The following is a 16,084-nucleotide window of genomic DNA, read 5'->3' as shown; positions in this document are numbered from 1 at the left end:
AGAAAACAGTGCTCATGGTTTCGAATTTGCGGGTTTGCAGGCTCTGGAAATTGCAATTTGTTACGTAAGCTGGATGACAGAGCAAGTGGCTACCGTGAACAAGCTGCGAAGTCAGCAAACGAAGTCAACAACAAAAAACGAATGGAGACTGGCAATGCAAAAGCGCATCTTGCCCGACAAAAAAAACCGCGTACGAGTGAGGAATTCCGGATTGCTGTGGTTGGGGCTGCCATGGCTGCTCGCCGGGCCTGTTTTGCCCGTGCTGGGGCTGAGCGCAACTTTGCAGCTGGGCTGGTTGTCATTGTGGGCCCTGGGAGTGCTGCTGTGGCTAGGCGCTCTTCACAAGAGCTGGCAGCAGCAGTGGCAGGACATGCAGCTGGCACTGGAAAAGGTCGCCCAAGGAGACCTGAGCATGAGCGCTGGCGCTAAGCCAGGCGATGGACCGGCGGCATCAAGCCTCACCGGGTCCATGGTGTATGCGCTGTCGGCCATGGTGGCCGATGTCCGCAGCAACGCGGCCCTGGTGGCCCAGGCCGGGCAGAGTATGGTCAAGGATCATCAGGCCCTATCCGAGCGTACCGAGACGCAGGCGAGCAATCTGGCGCAGACCGTGGTCAGTGTCGAGCAGCTCACGGCGGCGGTTCAGCACAATGCGCAGGTGAGCAAGGCAGCCCATGGCCGCGCCGACGGAGTGCGCTCGGCTGCCGACCAGGGGGCCCAAGCCATGCAGCATGCGGTGCAGTCGGTGGAGCTGATCGAGCGCAATGCCGGGCGCATGCGGGAAATCATCGGGGTGATCGACGGTATTGCCTTTCAGACCAATATTCTCGCGCTCAACGCGGCGGTGGAAGCCGCCAGAGCCGGCGAGCAGGGGCGCGGTTTTGCCGTGGTGGCCAGCGAAGTGCGTACGCTGGCCCAGCGCAGCGCCGAGGCTGCCAAGGAGATTAGGCAACTGATCGGTGAAACCGTGCAGCAGGTCGGCCGGAGTACGCTGCTGCTGCGCGGCGCAGTCGAGGAAATCCAGGGTGTGACGCGGGCCGTTCACGACGTGGTGAGTCATATGGGGGAGCTCTCGGACTCGGCCAGCAGCCAGAGCACGGGGCTTCAGGAAATCAGCAATGCCGTGCACCAGATCGATGAAATCACCCAGCACAACGCCCAGATGGTGGGCCAGGCGTTGCAGCAGGCGCAGGAGTTGCAGCTGCGCGCCCAGCACCTGTCGGGCGCAGTGTCGCGATTCAGGTTGCAGCAGGGCACGGCCGAGGAGGCCGTGGCGCTGGTGAATGCGACCATGCGGCAAGCCAGAAGCTCCTCCAGTGTTGCCAGCCTGCTGCAGGTCGTCTCCGATCCCGCGCAGCCGTTTTACGACCGCGATATGTATGTGTTTGCCCTGTCCGCTGAAGGGGAGTATCGGGCCTTCGGCGGCAATCCAGCCAAAGTGGGGCTGCGTGTGCAGGATGTACCCGGTATCGACGGCGACCGCCTGATGGCCGATATCATGGCCCAGGCCGAACTTCGCCCGGGCTGGGTGGAATACGACTACATCAACCCCAGCAATCAGCAGGTTCAGACCAAAATGTCCTATGTCTGCAAGCACGCAGGCCTTTACTGGGGTTGTGGCGTCTACAAGAGCTTGGTCGGTGCCTAGTGAAACCCGGGAGGCCTTTGCAGTCCCAGAAAATGCTATCAAATCAAGAGCTTCTGATGCTTTATATATAAGCGATAGAGGCTTATTTGGTATCAATTCTGGGCGCGCTGAGTCTTGGCCTTGGCCAGAATGGCGGCAATCGCCGCCTTTTTGTCTTGAGCTGGCGCAGCCGTCGTAACGGCTTGAGCGCTGGTTTCTGTTGCCGCGGGCTGCGCCGTGGTGCGCACCGGCGCGTTGGCCTTGCGGCCCGTGCGCTGTAGATGTAAGCCATAGCGGCTGCGGGCATGCTCGGCCTGCGCAGCGCTCCAGGCGGACCAGCCCGTGGCGTCGGCGCTGGCATTGACCAGCTCTATGCAGTCGACCGGACAGACAGGAATGCACAGCTCGCAACCCGTGCAATGCTCGGCAATCACAGTATGCATGCGCTTGTTGGCGCCCAGAATCGCATCGGTAGGGCAGGCCTTGATGCACAGCGTGCAGCCTATGCACCAAGCTTCGTCTATCACGGCCAGGGTGCGGGGCGCCTCCAGGCCGTTTTCGGCGCTGAGCGGCAACTCCGGCCTGCCGGTGATCGATGCCAGCCGGCGCACGCCTTCCTGGCCGCCGGGGGGGCATTGGTTGATGGCGGCTTCTCCGCTGGCAATGGCCTGGGCATAGGACGCGCAGTCGGGATAACCGCAGCGCGTGCACTGTGTCTGGGGCAGGGCTGCATCAATGTTCGCAGCCAGTGCTTGAAGCGAAGAGGCTGCGGACAGGGATGAGTTCATTCTGGTCTGGTGAGCCTTTATGCCCTGGCGCGCTGAGAACCGCGTCCTTTCTGGGCAGGGGCGCTATTTTGACCTGTTTTCGCAGTCTTGACAGGCTTGTCGGCATGGGCTTCATTGCTTTCCAGCTCGGGGCCGTCATCGCTGACGCTGCTCAGATGACCGGCGGCGCTGGCGGCCGTGGCGCTGGCCGGCTGATGGGACAGGATGAAGTCACGCACCTGAGGGTATACGGTCTTGCGCCAGCGGCTGCCGCTGAAGATGCCGTAATGGCCCGCGCCTTGCACTTCGATATGCTGGCGTGCCTCGGCAGCGATCCCGGCACACAGATCATGGGCGGCACGGGTCTGACCGGCGCCCGAAATATCGTCCAGCTCGCCTTCAACCGTCAGCAAGGCCGTGTTCCTGATGTCCTGCGGGCGCACCAGCTCGGGCTTGCCTTGCTCGTTCCTGACTTCCCAGGTGCCCTTGACCAGCTTGTATTCCTGAAACACGGTGGCGATGGTTTCCAGGTAGTAGTCGGCGTCCATGTCCAGCACCGCGTTGTACTCGTCATAGAACTTGCGATGATGCTCGGCACTGGCCTCGTCGCCCTTGATCAGGTCCTTGAAATAGTCGTAGTGGCTGTTGGCGTGGCGGTCGGGGTTCATGGCCACAAAGCCCGAGTACTGCAAAAAGCCCGGGTAAACACGGCGGCCAGCACCGGGGTAGTTGTTCGGTACTTCGTAAATGACGTTGTTCTCGAACCATTCGTAGCTGCGGGTTTCGGCCAGATTGTTCACGGCCGTTGGCGAGCGGCGCGCATCGATGGGCCCGCCCATCATGGTCATGGACAGCGGCGTAACTTCGCCACGGCTGGCCATCAGCGAAACCGCCGCCAGCACCGGCACCGTGGGCTGGCAGACGCTGACCACGTGGCACTGTCCATAGCGTCCTTGCAGATAGCGAATGAACTCCTGCACATAGTTCACATAGTCGTCCAGGTGGAATTCGCCATCGGACAGCGGCACGATGCGGGCGTTTTTCCAGTCGGTGATATAGACCTTGTGGCCTCCCAGCATGCTTTGCACGGTGTCGCGCAGCAAGGTAGCGTAGTGGCCGGAGAGTGGGGCCACAATCAGCACCACAGGCTGGCTGAGCATGAGATCCAACGTTTCGGGGTCGTCGGAGAAGCGCTTGAAGCGGCGCAGTTCGCAAAACGGCTTGTCTATCTCCACACGTTCGCGGATGGTGACATCCACGCCGTTGACCTCGACGTTATGCAGATCGAACTCGGGCTTTTCATAGTCCTTGCCCAGGCGATACATCAGGTTGAAACCCGCAGCCATGCGCTGGGCCAAGGGCACCTGGCTGAAGACCGAATGAGGGTTGTTGTAGAACTTGGACGCGGCCTGGGCAAAGTCTGCAAATGGCTCGACCATTGCGCGCTGCATTTCGTAGATCTGATAGAGCATCGGAGGCACTTTTGCGGGTTATGTTGCAGTGCAATATAACAGCAGAGTTTGACATGCGAAGTAGTGAATTCCCTTCAAGCTCCGGATCTGCGGGGATTGCGCAACGAAGGCTGGACTTCGCGGCGTCTGAAAGTAAAAAAGCTGACCGAAGTCAGCTTTTTCATACCGGCTCACAGCATCTGCTCTGCGGCTTCCTGCTGGATCTCGTTCGGCTTGGTGCGAGCCAGTTTCATCACCTCGTGCGGTGGCAGGGTCTTGAGGCGGTGGTCGCTCCAGACTTGGCGCCAGCGGCGTGCACCGGCAAGACCGTTGCGCAGACCGAGCATATGCCGGGCAATCGAATACCAGTGCGTGCCATGCTCGCGTGCTTCGCGCTCCATGTAAAGCACCATCTGCTCTTCAATATGCTCACGTGTGCGTTCTTTGCTCTCATCCTGATAGTAAAGAGCATCCCAGGACGCCATCCACCAGGGGTTGTGATAGGCCTCGCGGCCCACCATGACGCCATCGACCTGCTGCAGTTGTTGCTGCACTACGTCGTCGGTCTTGATGCCGCCGTTGACGGCGATGGTCAGGCCCGGAAAGTCGCGCTTGAGCTGTGCCACGACCTCATAGCGCAGCGGTGGGATCTCTCGGTTTTCCTTGGGGGAGAGGCCTTTGAGCCAGGCATTGCGAGCATGAACCACAAACACTTGGCAACCCGCGTCGGCAACGGTCCCGACAAAGTCGCGCACAAAATCGTAGCTTTCGATCTTGTCGATGCCGATTCGGTGCTTGACGGTGACCGGCACGGACACCACATCTGCCATGGCCTTGACGCAATCGGCTACCAGTGCGGCCTCGTTCATCAGACAGGCGCCGAAAGCGCCGCGCTGCACGCGTTCGCTAGGGCAGCCGCAGTTGAGATTGATCTCGTCATAGCCCCACTGTTCGCCCAGGCGCGCGCTGTGCGCCAGATCGGCAGGTTCCGAGCCTCCCAGCTGCAGCGCCACAGGATGTTCCTCGGCTTCAAAGCGCAGATGGCGGGCCACATCGCCATGCACCAGAGCACCGGTGGTCACCATTTCTGTATAGAGCAGGGTGTGCTGGCTGAGCAGACGGTGGAAGTAGCGGCAATGCTTGTCCGTCCAGTCCATCATAGGTGCCACAGACATGCGCCACATGCTGTGAACTGGTTGATTCGTTTGGATATTTTCTTTGTTCATCAATGAAATCTGTGGGCTTGCAGCACCGATACAGCGCCCTGAAAAACACCCAGAAACCCCAATATTTTGTCCCTCAGTGGCAGAGGTGCGGAGTAGCACCTTAACTATAGGGACCATTTCGGCCAGGAAAAGGCAGATGAGCCAAGCGTATATACGGCCCAGATTCGCCCAAAAGACAAGGGCAGTATTGTGCACACAGAGGCGCAGACTTTCACGAGCAAGGCTTTGGTGCAGACATGGCTTTGGGAATCACGGAGCCAGAAGCTCGATGACTTTGGAAATCTACTGACTGGAGGCTGCGGAATCACTAGTAAGGATGCATGTCTGCGACGCGATAGGCCCTTGCTGTGCGCTAGACCACGGCGGCAATCAACGAATCGGGCCGTCGCGCCAGCAAATGAGACAGCCGGTGAAGACCGGCTTGTAAGCGTGCACGGTCCTTGATGCTGCCCAAAGAGATGCGAATGGCATTTACGGAGCCGTTGCCGGTGGCAAATGCCTCCGCTGGCGTGACTGCTATGCCTTCGCTGCCAGCGGCACGTGCGAGCTGCGAGGAGCTCCAGTAGCTTGGCAATTCGAGCCATACATGCAGACCATCACCAACGCCGATGTAACGTCCCGCCAGAATGTCTCTGGCCATCCAGTGGCGCAGACGGGCCTCCTTGCGTACACCTTCCCTTAGTTCAGCAGCCGAACCATCGAAGATCCACTGCGTGGCCAGTGCGGCCGTCAGAGGCGCGACCATCAGCGCAAATGATCTGAGCGCTGCGAGGAACTGTTCACGTTCGTGCCGATCAGGGATGAGAACGAAGGCCACACGCAAGCCCGGAGTCAGGCATTTCGACAGAGTCGAGATGTAGCGCACCTGCTCCGGAGCAAAGAAGGCAATAGGCGGCGGCGGGGCATCGGCAAGCAGCCAGTAGGGGTCATCTTCGACGATGCGTACATTGCAGCGCTTTGCGATGCTGGCGAGTTCCCTGCGCCGGTGCTCAGGAATGGTGATGCTTGTCGGGTTCTGCAATGTCGGATTGAGATAGATCAGCCCAGGCTTGTGCTCGTGGCACGCCTGCTCAAGCGCTTCGGGCACCATCCCATGCTGATCCGCGTCGACGGCAACAATGCGTCGGCCGAACTGTGTTGCTGCGGTGCGCAGGCCCGGATAAGCCATCGGCTCCGCCAGGATCACATCGTCAGGCTTGGTCTGCGCAAGAATCAATGCAGCGATCGCCGCTTGTGCGCCTGGGCAGACAACAACCTGCTCTGGAGCCAACTGCCCAAGCATGGGCTCAAGCCATCTGGCTCCCGCCTTGCGGTCGGAGTCGCTCCCTCCGCCCAGGTGGTAAGTCATCAGTAGGTCGGCATCCGCTCTCATCAGCACCTGGGACAGGCCTTGCTTCAACATATCGTCAAAGTCCACGCCGTCCGGCGGCGGTGGGGTATTCATGCCCAGATCGAGGATAGTGGTCAGTTCGACTTTCGGCGCTGCGACGTAGGTGCCTCGGGCGCCGCGGCCTTCCAGCAGGTGGCGGCGTCTGGCTTCGTCATACGCGCGCGTGACCGTTGTCAGGTCGATGTCCAGTTGTGCAGCCAGTTGGCGCTGTGGAGGTAGACGGTCGCCCGGACTCAAGGACCCGTCTGACATGGCTGCCTGCAAGGCGTCTGCAATCTGCAGAAAACGCGGCCCGCCATGCGCGGACAATCGCGGCAACCACGCGGGCAAACGGTCATCTTGTATGGCTTTCATATACATACATTTTGTCTCAATGTATGGAAATTGTTTTTAAGTAATATGCCTTGACACGGCGGCGACATCACTCTTGTATGGCAATCGCTGACGTTTGTGCCTCTCGCGCCCGGGAGGAGGTTCCTCGCAATAGACAGTGTCAGCCATAGGCTGGAAATTCTCAAAATGATCGATTGGGTCCCTGTAGTCTTCGTAACGTTCAAGGTGCTCATCTTCGGCACATGCATGTTCTTCGCCATCAAGTGGCACTATGACCAGGGGAAGAAGGGCGTGGACAGGCGCGCGTTACTACGCACGAGTGCCAAGCTGGTTGCCATCTTCCTGCTCGCCCTGCTGGGTGTGCTGTTCTTTACCTTTGGCCTAGCCAGGATGCTCGGTATGGACTTGAGTCTTCCTTGACCGGACAGACTGGGCAACTGATAGCCGGTAATGCGATCAACCCTGCAACGGTTGGACTGACCTTGAATGGAGACTTGACGGCAATGGCAATCTGCCTGGTGTCACCACGGCACACTGCCTTTGATTTCAGGCTTTGGGAGATCTTTTGCCTGAATGCATGAGGCTGGGTCCGGGCTGACCGCGTGAAGCGGCCCTCTCAACGGCTTTGTGTAAGCTCCTGAGCTACCCAGAACAAAAAGGCGCTTCAATGAAGCGCTTTTTTGTATGTTGGTGCGGCAAGGTCGGATCATGCCGAATGACCTGAGACATCGACCATGCCATGGTCTTGTTTTCAGGGCCGTTTCGGCCCCTCACCCCGGAATTCTTCGAGGCAATGGGGACTGTTCCTCAAGACACTTGTTTGACTGGTGCAAGAGACTTGGAACCATTGGCAAAGCTCCGGGCAGTGAATCCAGGGGTGTGACCCGTGAAGGGGAAGCCCGTTACACGCTTGGTGCGGGGCGGGGCGTAGGTTCGTACCTTGGATGTGCTCAGGCCCAGACGCACCAGCGACTCGGCAATGGTCACGGCAGCAGCCACTCCATCGACTACTGGCACACCGGTAAGTTCGCGGATCTTGGCATCCAGCTCGGCCATGCCTCCACAGCCAAGGCAGATGACTTCCGCATGGTCTTCGCTGACGGCAAGGCCGGCTTGGCGAACAATCGCTTCGACCGCACGCTCGGGTTGAGTCTCCAGCTCCAGCACAGCCATGCCACTGGCGCGAACCGATGCGCAGCGGTCGTTCAGGCCAGCGAGCTTGAGTCGATCCTCGATCAATGGCACAGCGCGATCCAGCGTCGTGACTACAGAGTATTTGTGGCCCAGGAACATGGCAGCTGTGGCCGCTGCTTCGGTGATATCCACCACGGGAACGTCCAGCAATTCCTGCAGGCCTTCGCGGCCATGCTCACCGTAGCCAGCTTGAATGACGGCGTCAAAGGGTTGGCCATAGCTCATCACCGCATCCATAACTCCGACAGCGGCAAGATAGCTCTCGAAATTCCCTTCAACCGATTCGGCTCCGAAGCGCGGAGTCAGAGCGACTATCTCCGTGCCTGGCGCAGCCACTTTCTGAGCCTGTATGCCGATGGCATGAGTCATCGACTCGGTGGTATTCACGTTCACGATCAAAATGCGCATGGTTTCTTACTTTCTTTCTCAGTGCTTGGCGGAGGCTACGGAGATGGATTCGCCATCCTGGTCGTCGTAGGTGAGGCCTTTTGGTGCAACCATCCAATAGAACAGGGCGCCTAGTCCGGCTGCGATGAACCAGGAGAACTGGGACAGCGATTGCAACGTCGGCAGGAATGCAAAGAGCAGCGAGATCAGGGACGAGGGAATCAGGGCCTGAATTGCCTTGGGATTGATGCCGTTGCGGTAGTGATAGGGGCCTGCGGGGTCGTGTGTATAGAGCGCCGGCACATTCACACGCTGCTTGCGAATCAGCCAATAGTCGGCCATCACGATGCCGAACAGCGGACCCAGAAATGAACCCAGTCCGCCCAGGAAGTAGACGATGACCAGCGGAGAGTTGTAGAGGTTCCAGGGCAGGATCACGAAACCGAGGACTGCGCTGACTAGAGCTGCCCGGCGAAAGTTCAGATGCCTGGGCATGAGGTTGGCCAGCGCCAGGGCAGGAGCCACGAAATTGGCCATCAGGTTCACGGCAATGGTCAAGATCAGCAGCGAAAGACTGGCCAGCATCAGCAGCGGCTTATTGGGGATGTTCTGGACGATGTCGGTCGGGCTTTGAATCAGCGTGCCATCGATGGCAAGCTGGCCGCCTGTCAGGATGACCACGATCAAGCCGAAGATCAGCATATTGATAGGAATGCCCCAGAAATTGCCTTTCACCACGGCGCTGCTTGAGGTGGCTGCGCGTGTGAAATCACAGAAGTTCAGCACGAAGGTGCCGTAGATCGCCACCCATAGCGAAGCAGCGCCCAGGATCTGCAGCCACATGGCTCCGCCGCTGCTTGCAAACGGGGCAGACCAATGCAGGGTCCATTTGGCGCTGTAGAAGATCCATCCTGCCAGGGCAATAAAGGTCAGCAGAATCACCGGCCCGGCAAAGGCCTCGTACTTTCGTATGCTCTCCATGCCCCAGCAGGCAATGAGCACCTGCACAACCCACAGGATGGAAAAGCTGATCCAGCCCAGCAATGGCAGGCCCAGCACGACTTGCTCTTTCAGCGACTGCAAGCCTGGAAACAGCGTGATCAGCATCACGTCGAGCACCATGGATGCCAGATAGGTTTGAATGCCAAACCACGCAATGGCGACTCCGCCACGGATCAGTGCGGGAATCTGAGCGCCGCGTGTACCGAAGCTGATGCGACTCATCACCGGAAAAGGAATTCCTGTACGGGTCCCCATAAAGCCGGAGAGGGACAGTAGTACGAACAGAAATGCGGCTCCCAGCAGCAGCGCCATCAGAATCTGATGTCCTCCTAGTCCGAGTGTGAAAAGACCAATGGCAAAGGCGTAGTTGCCAAGGCTGTGTACATCGTTGGCCCAGAGGGTGAACAGGCTGTAGCTGCCCCAGGTGCGTCCCTGTTTCGAGGTGGGAGCGAGATCATGGTTGTACAGCGATGGCGAAACCCCGGCCGGCAGGCCTTTATCGCGCTTATGGCTTGTGGTGTTGGCTCCCGAGGTCAATGACTCATGGGTGTCCAGTACTAGGTTGTTCATATGCCGCCTTCCATCAGGGTGCACCGTGGAGCCCCTTTGCCATGGCCTCATTTCGGCTGAGTAAGACCATGTTTGTCTACCGTTATTAACGGCTGCAGACGATGCAAGCCTGCAGCCATGTGTTTGCTGCAGAAGCTCATGAGGTCAACCGAATTTGCCCCATGAACACCTGTTTCAGCAAGTCTGTTCAGTGACATGTTGAACACATCGCTGACATGCATTCAATGTATACAAGGCATGAATTCAAGACGCTAGTAAGAACCCTTGTTCTATCGGGAGGGGAGCCAGGTTTGGCGCGTTCTTGGGCGCGATGAAAAATGGTCGCTATCAGGCTTAGCAAGCTCTGGCGGGCATTTCGCTCGCAGGCGAAGACGGGAACCTACACTTTGATCACGGCTGTTTTGCACGGATCTCTATCTATGAATCGCCGACGACCAGCGCCAGGTAATTACGGGTTGCTTGCAAATTGCTGTGCCATAGAACAGAACCTCGAAGCTGAGCAGCGCAGTCATTGGCCAGCGGCTGCAAAGCCGGCATTCGGGCTGCTTGCATCGCAGCACTATTGCTTGCCAAAGACTAATCGGCGCTGATTTTTTATGGCTGTGAGATCAGTTGAAATGAAGGGCAAGACTTTGGCCGCTGCACTCACCAGACGTTGCAGCAGCCGAGATAGCTGGACAGTCCATTCGGCAGAGAATGCGGAGACGGGCATATCGTTGCGCTCAGTGGCATTGGCAATTCTTGCGGGAAGCCATTCCACGGCACGATCAGCGAACGTGCGAGTCATCACCCGAACAGGTGGCGATCTCAATCGCTGCCAGTACTATCACTGGGAGCGCCAGCGTTTCAAGCTTCAATACTGGCTCGCTAGGAAGCGTTGGGAGCTAGGGCCAAGATCAGCGAAGCGGCCGAGCGGCTGGATCAGGCTGAAGCGGAGGACGCCTGCTGGCGTCAGAACACTTATTTAGCTGAAGACGAATCTTCAGGAGCCAGGATGGAGCGCAGTCGGTTGCGGGCTCCGCGACGACCAATCAGGCTTTCATCAAGGCGCGATGCCAAGGCATCGATATGAGCAATCATTAGTTGTTCCGCCTTTAAATTGTCGCCTTCCGCCAGCGCATCAACGATGGCTGCATGATCGTCGTTGAAAACCTTGGCCTCGGTTTTCGATTGGTATAGATCCGAAATCAGAGTCGTTCTCGCAGAGAGATCGACCATCATGGAAGTCAAAAAACGATTGCCAAGACACTCGGCCAGGCAGATATGAAAGTCGGCCAGCAGCCAGCTGCGAGCTTCCGCATCTCCACAGGCAATGGCTTTGCGTTCCTCCGCGATGTGCTTGCGCAGGCGCTTCAGAGTTGCCTGCAAGGGCTGACCAGCGTCACGTAGCATGCCTGGTTCAACGACGCGCCGCGCCGCATAGGTTTCCTGAGCCTCTTCAAACGAAGGTTCTGCAACATACCAGCCAACCCTGGATCGGACCTCCACAAAACCTCGGGTCTGCAGATGCATCAATGCCTCTCGGACCAAGGTTCGGCTGACCTGAAATAAGTCCGCAATGTCTTGTTCACCAAGCTTCTCTCCCGGACGTAGCTTGGCTGTCAGGATCGACTCTATGAGACGCTCGGCGATCTTGGTTTTGGTGATGACTGGAGTACTCATTCAATTGATTTTATGCGACCGTACCATGCCTAAGTGGTTGCTCTGCAGCGTGGAAGAGTTCGCCCGTGTCCGCGATAGCAACTGGCAAAGGTTGCATGCGGAAGGCCATTTGATGGCGTCCTCCAAAGGAGGAGATTAGGCCAAATGGGCTGGGCGGGCTATTTCTTTATCGTCCGCTGACGGCTGCTTGGCGAGCAGCGAAGATGAATCAAGGGAGAACACCTAGGCTTTCTCTTGTTGATGTTGTATACAAGCGTTGAGTTCAAGAACTATGATGAAGCAATGCAAACCTCACTCACCTGGTCTATCGCTGAAAGTCTGACCAAAGCAATTGTTGAACATCGACTGATGCCGGGTACCAAGCTGTCGGAGCAGAAGCTGGCCGACCACTTTGGCGTTTCCCGCACTCTGGTTCGCCAGGCCTTGTTTCGGGCGTCACAGAACCGCCTGATCAAGCTGGAGCCTACGCGTGGTGCCTTTGTGGCCACGCCTTCGGTGGACGAGGCGCGCCAGGTGTTTGCCGTGCGCCGCATGCTCGAGGCCGAGATGGTGCGCAATTTTGCTGCGCAGCAGACACCTTCCCACTTGTTGGAACTCAAGGCGCATGTGGCTGCCGAGAAGAAGGCCATGGAAGCCAATGACGTGGGCCAGCGCACCGAGCTGCTGGGAGACTTCCACGTGCGCATGGCCGAGCTCATGGGCAACGAGGTGCTGGCACAGCTGCTGGGCGAGCTGATTTCCCGCTGCGCATTGATCACCTTGATGTACCAGTCTGCATCGGCGGCCGAGCATTCGCACGAAGAACATGCCGACATCGTGACCGCGCTGGCTGCGGGCGATGTCGAACATGCGGTGCAGCTGATGTTGCAGCACCTCGATCACATGGAAGAGGGCATGTCCTTCAACCGTATTTTGCCAACGCGCGATCTGTCGATGGCACTTTCATCCGTATCCCTATGACTTACGATTCCACCGCTTCCTATCCACGCGACCTGATTGGCTACGGCCGCAACACGCCCCATCCCGAATGGCCCGGCAAAGCCCGCGTGGCCGTTCAGTTCGTGCTGAACTACGAAGAAGGCGGTGAGAACCATATCCTGCATGGCGACCCCGGCAGCGAGCAGTTTCTGTCGGAGATGTTCAATCCCGCCAGCTATCCGGCCCGTCACATGAGCATGGACGGCATCTATGAATACGGCTCGCGCGCCGGCGTGTGGCGCATTCTCAAAGAGTTCGAAAAGCGCGGCCTGCCGCTGACCGTGTTCGGCGTGGCCACGGCGCTGCAAAAGCATCGCGAGCTGGCCCAGGCCTTCGACGAGCTCGGTCACGAAGTGGCCTGCCACGGCCTGAAGTGGATTCACTACCAGAACGTGCCCGAGGAGATCGAGCGCGCCCACATGCAGCAATGCGTGGACATCTTTGAAGAGCTCTACGGCCACGATGGCGACCACGGCCTTGGCTGGTACACCGGCCGCGACAGCCCCAACAGCCACCGCCTGGTGGCCGATGCCGGCCGCTTTACCTACGACAGCGATTACTACGGCGACGACCTGCCCTTCTGGATGAAGGTCGCCAGGAGCGACGGCACGACGCACAACCAGCTCATCGTTCCCTACACGCTGGACGTGAACGATATGCGCTTTGCGCTGCCCCAGGGTTACTCGCATGCCGATCCGTTCTTCCAGTACATGAAGGACACATTCGATGTCCTGTACGCCGAGGGCAATGCCAGCGGCGACAACGCCCCCAAGATGATGAGCATCGGCATGCACTGCCGACTGCTGGGCCGTCCCGGCCGGATTACAGCGCTGCAGCGCTTCCTCGATCACATCCATAAGCACGACAACGTGTGGGTGTGCCGCCGTATTGATTTGGCTCGTCACTGGGCCGAGCGTTTCCCTATGCGATGAACAGGCCTCGACTCAGCAATATCTAGTCAGGCAGCTACTGAGCCAGTATGGATGGGCGCGAATCCGTGCCTTCACAATTTGTGTGACCCGAGTAACCCCGGGAGCCTGAAGAAGGGCTGGCCGCGGGTACGTGGGCCCGGCCTTCAGTCGATCACCACCAACTTGCCGCGCATTGGCTGGGCGTGGGTGGGGAAGGAGCAGAAGTAAATATAGTCCTCGCCCTGGACCAGGCGCTGGACGGGGAAGGTCACCGAGGCATGCTCACCGCCGGAGAGCATCTGTGTCGCGGCAAGAATGCGGGCATCACTGCGGTTGAGCCAGGCATGCTCAGGGCCGGACTGCAGGCCCTCGCGAATCACGGCTTCCGTGTCTTTGCTTCGGGTGAGTACCCAGTTGTGGCCTGCTGCCTGCCAGGGCTTCTTGCCGGTATGCACCAGGTGCACGGTGAACTGTTCACAGCGCTTGCTGACCCGCAGCTCGGTCATGTCAAACTTCTTGCCGGGCTGACCCTGGATATGAGCCTGGCAGATGGGGTCCATCTGCTGCGCCAGGACGGAGCCGCCAGAGATGGCGAGTGCGGCCAATACGGTGAGATGGCAGATGCTTGAAGTGAAGAGCTTCATGGTCGTTCTCTGTTGCTGAGTAGGATGCAATGTCTGGTCGAGACAAGGGATCAGGCGGCCAGTCCGTCCACGATCACCTGTGGTGTGCCGCGTGAACAAGTCTCCACGCGCGCTAGCACGCCATACACGCGCGCCAGCAGTTCGGGGGTGACGGCCTCATGTGGCGGGCCGTCGGCCAGCAGCTCTCCGTCCTTCAGTACCACTACACGGTCGGCATGGCGCAGGGCAATGCTGAGGTCGTGCAGTACCACCAGCGTGATCATGCGATGGCGGCGCGTTTCCTCCCGGACCAGCGACATCACATGAAACTGGTGGTTCAGGTCCAGCGCAGACAGAGGCTCGTCCAGCAACAACACGCGCGGCTGGCGAATCAGGGCTTGCGCAAGGCCAGCCAGCTGAGCTTGCCCACCCGAGAGCTCGTCCAGATGGCGCATGGCAAGATGGCCTATGCCCAGGCGCTGCAGCAGCATGGCGCCTTGCTCCACGGCATCGGAGGGCCGTTCGTTGTCGGCTGTCCAAAGAGAGTGGGGCGATGCCTTGCGCGCGGCCAGCAGTGATTCGATGACGCGCAGATGGACGGGTGCAGGCAGAGCCTGCGGCAGATACACAATGCGTTTGGCACGCTCGGCCAGGCTGGCTTTGTCCAGTGCCATGCCCTCGAATGCAATGCATCCCCGAGCGCGGGCCAGACCGGCCAGCGCGCGCAGCATGGTGGACTTGCCGCTGCCATTGGGCCCCAGTACTACGGTGACGGTGCCAGGCTGCAGATCGAGAATGTTCAGCGACGAGATGACGGTGCGCCGTCCATAAGCGACATTCAGTTGCGTGATGTTCAGTCCCTGGATGTTCATGCGCGTCCCCTGGTCTTTAGCACGATGGCCAGGAAGAACGGAATGCCTACCAACGAGGTGACGATGCCCACAGGCACGATCACATCCGGTACCAGCGATTTGGAGGCCACAGAGGCCAGCGAGAGAACCAGGGCCCCTGTGAGAGCCGAGGCCGGCAGATAGAAGCGATGATCGTCCCCCACCAGGCGGCGTGCGATATGCGGCGCAACCAGTCCGATAAAGCCGATACTGCCCACAAAGGCCACCGAAAGAGCGGCCAGCAGGCTGATGCGGAGTAGTGCACCCAGACGCAGACGACGCACATCCACGCCAAAGCTTGCGGCCCTATCCTCGCCCAGACGCAGTGCGGTGAGTCGCCAGGCATTGAGCATGGAAAACGGCAACACCAGAGCCAGTGCCATGGCCAGGGCCATCACCTTGGGCCAGGTGGCGCGGGAGAGGCTGCCCATGGTCCAGAACACCAGGCCCTGCAGTGCTTCTGCTGTGGCAACGAACTGCAGCAGGGCTACCAAGGCGTTGAAGCTGAACACCAGAGCGATGCCGAACAGCACCACGCCCGTCGTGCTCATGCCGCCCCAACGGGCCACCAGATCCAAGAGCAAAGCGGATGCCATGGCGAAGACAAAAGCGTTGGCGGGCACGGCCCAGGCCGCGGGAATTCCTGGCAGGCTCCAGTCCAGCACGATGGCTAGCGCGGCCCCGAATGCGGCAGCGGACGACAGGCCCAGGGTGAACGGGCTTGCCAGCGGATTGGCCAGCACGGTCTGCATTTCCGCACCGGCAAGGCCAAGGGCCAGACCCACGGTCACGGCCATGAGTGCGTAGGGCAGGCGGATGTTCCAGACAATGACGTGCAGCGCGGGCGCAGCCGTGTCGGGCGCGAGCAGGGTGTGCAACAAGGTCGGCAGCTCCAGGCCCGAAGGCCCGGTAGTGAAGTCGGTCAGCAGCGCGCCAAGGATGGCGGCGCCGAGCAAGGCCAGAACCAGCAGTCGCCAGCCGGAAAGGCGCTTGTAGGCTCGTGCAAGTTGCATGGGATCCGGTTGCAGCGGTTGACGGGCCTGCACACTGCTTGCCAGGTCTTGCTCGAGCGT

General features: G+C 59.3%; 15 protein-coding genes. 4 read left to right on the top strand and 11 right to left on the bottom strand.

The annotated features are described in order from the left end of the window. The first annotated feature begins 154 nt into the window (after window positions 1–154). On the top strand, window positions 155–1,648 hold the full coding sequence (locus tag F3J24_RS01435; protein ID WP_167002108.1) for a methyl-accepting chemotaxis protein: 1,494 nt from the start codon (window positions 155–157) through the stop codon (window positions 1,646–1,648). Window positions 1,649–1,740: 92 nt separating this feature from the next. On the opposite strand, the gene rsxB is transcribed toward F3J24_RS01435, so the two are convergent. The 4 genes from rsxB to F3J24_RS01415 all read right to left on the bottom strand — a co-directional run bounded on the left by rsxB (window position 1,741) and on the right by F3J24_RS01415 (window position 6,815). Then, complete coding sequence (rsxB, locus tag F3J24_RS01430; RefSeq protein WP_167002106.1) at window positions 1,741–2,415, bottom strand: electron transport complex subunit RsxB; 675 nt, start codon at window positions 2,413–2,415, stop codon at window positions 1,741–1,743. Window positions 2,416–2,432: 17 nt separating this feature from the next. After that, window positions 2,433–3,866, bottom strand: a complete 1,434-nt coding sequence (locus F3J24_RS01425) for a polyhydroxyalkanoate depolymerase (protein WP_167002104.1) — start codon at window positions 3,864–3,866, stop codon at window positions 2,433–2,435. A gap of 170 nt (window positions 3,867–4,036) precedes the next feature. Continuing rightward, window positions 4,037–5,071 carry a tRNA dihydrouridine(20/20a) synthase DusA gene (gene dusA / locus F3J24_RS01420; RefSeq protein WP_167002102.1) on the bottom strand — a complete coding sequence of 345 codons (1,035 nt, stop codon included), beginning with the start codon at window positions 5,069–5,071 and terminating at the stop codon, window positions 4,037–4,039. Window positions 5,072–5,423: 352 nt separating this feature from the next. Further along, complete coding sequence (locus F3J24_RS01415) at window positions 5,424–6,815, bottom strand: PLP-dependent aminotransferase family protein (protein ID WP_205244571.1); 1,392 nt, start codon at window positions 6,813–6,815, stop codon at window positions 5,424–5,426. A gap of 165 nt (window positions 6,816–6,980) precedes the next feature. Here F3J24_RS01415 and F3J24_RS01410 point away from each other — a divergent pair, with 165 nt between their 5' ends. After that, window positions 6,981–7,214 carry a hypothetical protein gene (locus F3J24_RS01410; protein WP_167002100.1) on the top strand — a complete coding sequence of 78 codons (234 nt, stop codon included), beginning with the start codon at window positions 6,981–6,983 and terminating at the stop codon, window positions 7,212–7,214. A gap of 387 nt (window positions 7,215–7,601) precedes the next feature. On the opposite strand, the gene F3J24_RS01405 is transcribed toward F3J24_RS01410, so the two are convergent. The 4 genes from F3J24_RS01405 to F3J24_RS01395 form a co-directional block, all read right to left on the bottom strand. Further along, window positions 7,602–8,396 carry an aspartate/glutamate racemase family protein gene (locus tag F3J24_RS01405; RefSeq protein ID WP_167002097.1) on the bottom strand — a complete coding sequence of 265 codons (795 nt, stop codon included), beginning with the start codon at window positions 8,394–8,396 and terminating at the stop codon, window positions 7,602–7,604. Between the two features lie 18 nt (window positions 8,397–8,414). Then, window positions 8,415–9,947: an NCS1 family nucleobase:cation symporter-1 gene (locus tag F3J24_RS01400; protein ID WP_167002095.1), complete on the bottom strand. Its 1,533-nt coding sequence runs from the start codon at window positions 9,945–9,947 to the stop codon at window positions 8,415–8,417. Between the two features lie 559 nt (window positions 9,948–10,506). Then, window positions 10,507–10,734, bottom strand: a complete 228-nt coding sequence (locus tag F3J24_RS24790; RefSeq protein WP_205244570.1) for a hypothetical protein — start codon at window positions 10,732–10,734, stop codon at window positions 10,507–10,509. Between the two features lie 173 nt (window positions 10,735–10,907). Then, entirely contained in the window at window positions 10,908–11,609 is a 702-nt protein-coding gene (locus tag F3J24_RS01395) for a GntR family transcriptional regulator (RefSeq protein ID WP_167002093.1), read from the bottom strand. Between the two features lie 282 nt (window positions 11,610–11,891). Between F3J24_RS01395 and F3J24_RS01390 the strand changes: the two genes are divergently transcribed. Then, a complete protein-coding gene (locus tag F3J24_RS01390; RefSeq protein WP_167002090.1) occupies window positions 11,892–12,569 on the top strand; it encodes a GntR family transcriptional regulator in 678 nt (225 codons plus the stop codon). After that, window positions 12,566–13,519, top strand: coding sequence for an allantoinase PuuE (gene puuE / locus F3J24_RS01385; RefSeq protein ID WP_167002088.1), 954 nt, complete (start codon window positions 12,566–12,568; stop codon window positions 13,517–13,519). The genes F3J24_RS01390 and puuE overlap by 4 nt, the downstream gene beginning before the upstream one ends. 143 nt (window positions 13,520–13,662) lie before the next feature. Here the strand turns inward: puuE and azu are convergent, their stop codons facing one another. From azu to F3J24_RS01370, 3 genes are read right to left on the bottom strand one after another with little or no spacing between them, the layout of a single operon-like run. Beyond that, window positions 13,663–14,142 carry an azurin gene (gene azu, locus F3J24_RS01380; RefSeq protein WP_167002086.1) on the bottom strand — a complete coding sequence of 160 codons (480 nt, stop codon included), beginning with the start codon at window positions 14,140–14,142 and terminating at the stop codon, window positions 13,663–13,665. Window positions 14,143–14,192: 50 nt separating this feature from the next. Next, the gene (locus F3J24_RS01375; RefSeq protein ID WP_167002084.1) at window positions 14,193–14,993 is read right to left on the bottom strand and encodes an ABC transporter ATP-binding protein; all 801 of its coding nucleotides are present in this window, start codon (window positions 14,991–14,993) and stop codon (window positions 14,193–14,195) included. Further along, window positions 14,990–16,024, bottom strand: a complete 1,035-nt coding sequence (locus F3J24_RS01370) for an iron ABC transporter permease (protein ID WP_167002082.1) — start codon at window positions 16,022–16,024, stop codon at window positions 14,990–14,992. The genes F3J24_RS01375 and F3J24_RS01370 overlap by 4 nt, the downstream gene beginning before the upstream one ends. Window positions 16,025–16,084 lie beyond the last annotated feature (60 nt).

The sequence above is a fragment of the Comamonas sp. Tr-654 genome (assembly GCF_011752915.1).
In the GTDB taxonomy this organism is placed as follows: Bacteria; Pseudomonadota; Gammaproteobacteria; order Burkholderiales; family Burkholderiaceae_C; genus Comamonas.
Note: the sequence above shows the minus strand (reverse complement) of the source record. Positions and strands in the feature narration are given on the sequence as shown.

Coding starts and splice junctions, on each gene's coding strand:
- F3J24_RS01410 (WP_167002100.1), top strand. CDS start 6,981: ATGATCGATTGGGTCCCTGTAGTCTTCGTAACGTTCAAGGTGCTCATC.
- dusA (WP_167002102.1), bottom strand. CDS start 5,071: ATGAACAAAGAAAATATCCAAACGAATCAACCAGTTCACAGCATGTGG.
- F3J24_RS01435 (WP_167002108.1), top strand. CDS start 155: ATGCAAAAGCGCATCTTGCCCGACAAAAAAAACCGCGTACGAGTGAGG.
- rsxB (WP_167002106.1), bottom strand. CDS start 2,415: ATGAACTCATCCCTGTCCGCAGCCTCTTCGCTTCAAGCACTGGCTGCG.
- F3J24_RS24790 (WP_205244570.1), bottom strand. CDS start 10,734: ATGACTCGCACGTTCGCTGATCGTGCCGTGGAATGGCTTCCCGCAAGA.
- F3J24_RS01395 (WP_167002093.1), bottom strand. CDS start 11,609: ATGAGTACTCCAGTCATCACCAAAACCAAGATCGCCGAGCGTCTCATA.
- F3J24_RS01425 (WP_167002104.1), bottom strand. CDS start 3,866: ATGCTCTATCAGATCTACGAAATGCAGCGCGCAATGGTCGAGCCATTT.
- F3J24_RS01400 (WP_167002095.1), bottom strand. CDS start 9,947: ATGAACAACCTAGTACTGGACACCCATGAGTCATTGACCTCGGGAGCC.
- F3J24_RS01405 (WP_167002097.1), bottom strand. CDS start 8,396: ATGCGCATTTTGATCGTGAACGTGAATACCACCGAGTCGATGACTCAT.
- puuE (WP_167002088.1), top strand. CDS start 12,566: ATGACTTACGATTCCACCGCTTCCTATCCACGCGACCTGATTGGCTAC.
- F3J24_RS01375 (WP_167002084.1), bottom strand. CDS start 14,993: ATGAACATCCAGGGACTGAACATCACGCAACTGAATGTCGCTTATGGA.
- F3J24_RS01390 (WP_167002090.1), top strand. CDS start 11,892: ATGCAAACCTCACTCACCTGGTCTATCGCTGAAAGTCTGACCAAAGCA.
- F3J24_RS01415 (WP_205244571.1), bottom strand. CDS start 6,815: ATGAAAGCCATACAAGATGACCGTTTGCCCGCGTGGTTGCCGCGATTG.
- azu (WP_167002086.1), bottom strand. CDS start 14,142: ATGAAGCTCTTCACTTCAAGCATCTGCCATCTCACCGTATTGGCCGCA.
- F3J24_RS01370 (WP_167002082.1), bottom strand. CDS start 16,024: ATGCAACTTGCACGAGCCTACAAGCGCCTTTCCGGCTGGCGACTGCTG.